This is a genomic window from Anoxybacillus pushchinoensis (assembly GCF_900111795.1).
GTDB lineage: Bacteria > Bacillota > Bacilli > Bacillales > Anoxybacillaceae > Anoxybacillus > Anoxybacillus pushchinoensis.
This window is the reverse complement of sequence record NZ_FOJQ01000105.1, coordinates 1-2,105: the sequence shown is the minus strand read 5'-3', so window position 1 is coordinate 2,105 and position 2,105 is coordinate 1. Positions and strand designations below refer to the sequence as shown.

The 2,105-nt window shown below is 36.7% G+C and carries 3 protein-coding genes; all 3 read left to right on the top strand.

Features of this window, described 5'->3' with window-relative positions; all coding sequences use genetic code 11:
* Positions 1 to 61: 61 nt before the first annotated feature.
* The 3 genes from BM213_RS14300 to BM213_RS14290 all read left to right on the top strand — a co-directional run bounded on the left by BM213_RS14300 (position 62) and on the right by BM213_RS14290 (position 1,787).
* A complete protein-coding gene (locus BM213_RS14300) occupies positions 62 to 658 on the top strand; it encodes a hypothetical protein (RefSeq protein WP_091705266.1) in 597 nt (198 codons plus the stop codon).
* A 178-nt stretch (positions 659 to 836) separates the two neighbouring features.
* Positions 837 to 1,397: a thioredoxin family protein gene (locus BM213_RS14295; protein WP_091705263.1), complete on the top strand. Its 561-nt coding sequence runs from the start codon at positions 837 to 839 to the stop codon at positions 1,395 to 1,397.
* Between the two features lie 189 nt (positions 1,398 to 1,586).
* The gene (locus BM213_RS14290) at positions 1,587 to 1,787 is read left to right on the top strand and encodes a cold-shock protein (protein WP_003398700.1); all 201 of its coding nucleotides are present in this window, start codon (positions 1,587 to 1,589) and stop codon (positions 1,785 to 1,787) included.
* Positions 1,788 to 2,105 lie beyond the last annotated feature (318 nt).

Sequence of the window (2,105 nt, the reverse complement as noted above, 5' to 3'; positions counted from 1 at the left end):
TGAACATTCTTAGTATTTTGAATCATCAGATTTAATTACTGCAATGCTAGTGATTACGAATATGAAAAAAAATAAGATTATTATTATTTCAATAGCTCTGTTAGGTTTTATTTCTCTCGGTTCAAGTCTATGGTATATGTCGGCTGATAAAAAAGTAAGTTTATCAACTATTGATGCTAAACAAGTATCCTTTAACACAGTAGATGAAATGGTTACCTTTTCTCAACTTGTTGTCACTGGAAAACCAATTGAAAGTGAGAACTTCGTAACATTCGATGAGAGAGGGTTTACAGTAGATGCGTATACAATTACTCAGTTTAAAATAAATAAGGTTCTTGAAAATAGAAATACTCACGATTATAAAGCTGGGGATATTATCAAGGTAGCTGAACCAAGCTACGTTTACGATAATGGTATTATGCCCGGAAAGACTAAATTTTCAATTAATAACTACCGAAACATGGATAAAAACCATAACTACATGCTGCTTCTTGTGCCCGATTTTAAATACGATGATCTGTACGTAATTTCTGGTGTCAATGAGGGTAAACACAACATTGATATTCCTGGTAATGATGGCGAAAAAGTTGGTGTGCCTCATGGAGAAAAGAATTATAAATTTAAAGAGGAATTGATGAAAAAGTTTAATATTTACTAAACATTTTATCCCTCCATTCCTTCATTGAAGACCTGAGTGCTCAGGTCTTTTTTTCATTGTTGGAGTTACACGCGGACAGCTAATAAAAAAATAGGCGGGCTTAAGCTCGCTTATTTTTCCTATTCATACATTTTACTATATAATAGTAAATGAACGAAAAAAAGAAAGGGTGATTTCCATGCCAGCTGTTGAATCAAATATGTTTCCGTTAGGAGAGAAAGCGCCATCGTTTGAACTCGTCAACGTGATTGACGGACAAATCGTCCGACTAGAAGATGTCAAATCGGATATTGCCACAGTAATCATGTTTATTTGTAACCATTGTCCGTTTGTTAAACATGTTCAAGAAGAACTTGTTCGTTTAGCTAATGATTATCAGCCAAAGGGCATTTCGTTTATTGCGATCAATTCAAACGATGTAGAAAAATATCCAGACGATTCCCCGGAAAAAATGAAAGAAGTCGCCGAACAGCTTGGATATCCGTTCCCGTATTTATTTGATGAAACACAAGAAGTAGCAAAAGCATATCAAGCTGCATGCACACCGGATTTCTACATATTTAATGGTGAACTACAATGTGTTTACCGTGGCCAACTCGATGATTCACGGCCGGGTAACGGAATCCCGGTTACAGGTTCTTCGATCCGAACAGCTTTAGACGCATTGCTATTAGGGAAACCTGTTCCGAAAGACCAAAAGCCGAGCATCGGTTGTAGTATCAAATGGAAAGAAAAATAAAAAAACATTTGACATTCTCGTTTCGAGCCTATATACTAAAGAAGTACCATTTCGTTCGTTATATCAATGATCGTTATAAGCTGCACCTTTGTCGGGTTCATCTTATAAGGACTTGGCAAAAGTGTAGCTTTTGTTTTATGAGTAATGCAACGATGGTCAATCTTTAAAATTGTTTTGGAGGAATTTCACATGAACACAGGTAAAGTAAAATGGTTTAATGCAGAAAAAGGTTTTGGATTCATTGAGACGGACGGAGGTACAGACGTATTCGTTCACTTCACAGCGATCCAAGGTACTGGATTCAAAACGTTGGAAGAAGGCGAAAAAGTAACATTTGACATCGTGAATGGCAATCGTGGGCCGCAAGCGGCAAACGTCCAAAAAGCATAAATCGTCAAACGTACGGGGTCTCGCTTTTCGTGGGATTCCGTTTTTATATGCAACAAAACAAATTCACACTGGCGCAGCTTCGGAGCTGCAAGGACGGAAGAGAGGTAGGGTTTCCGTCGTTTTTGTTTATTTGGACACGCTCATAGGAAGCGTGTCCTTTTTTAAATAAAAATACACATTAGCATTGCATAAATATAGTTAGAATTTTCTGTTAATTATTTTTTGTGAATTTGTGTCAAAAAGACAAAACCTAAAGAAAGGTGGCACTGTCCATTTGGTAAATATATACAGTTAAATCAGAGCGACAACGACAAAAGG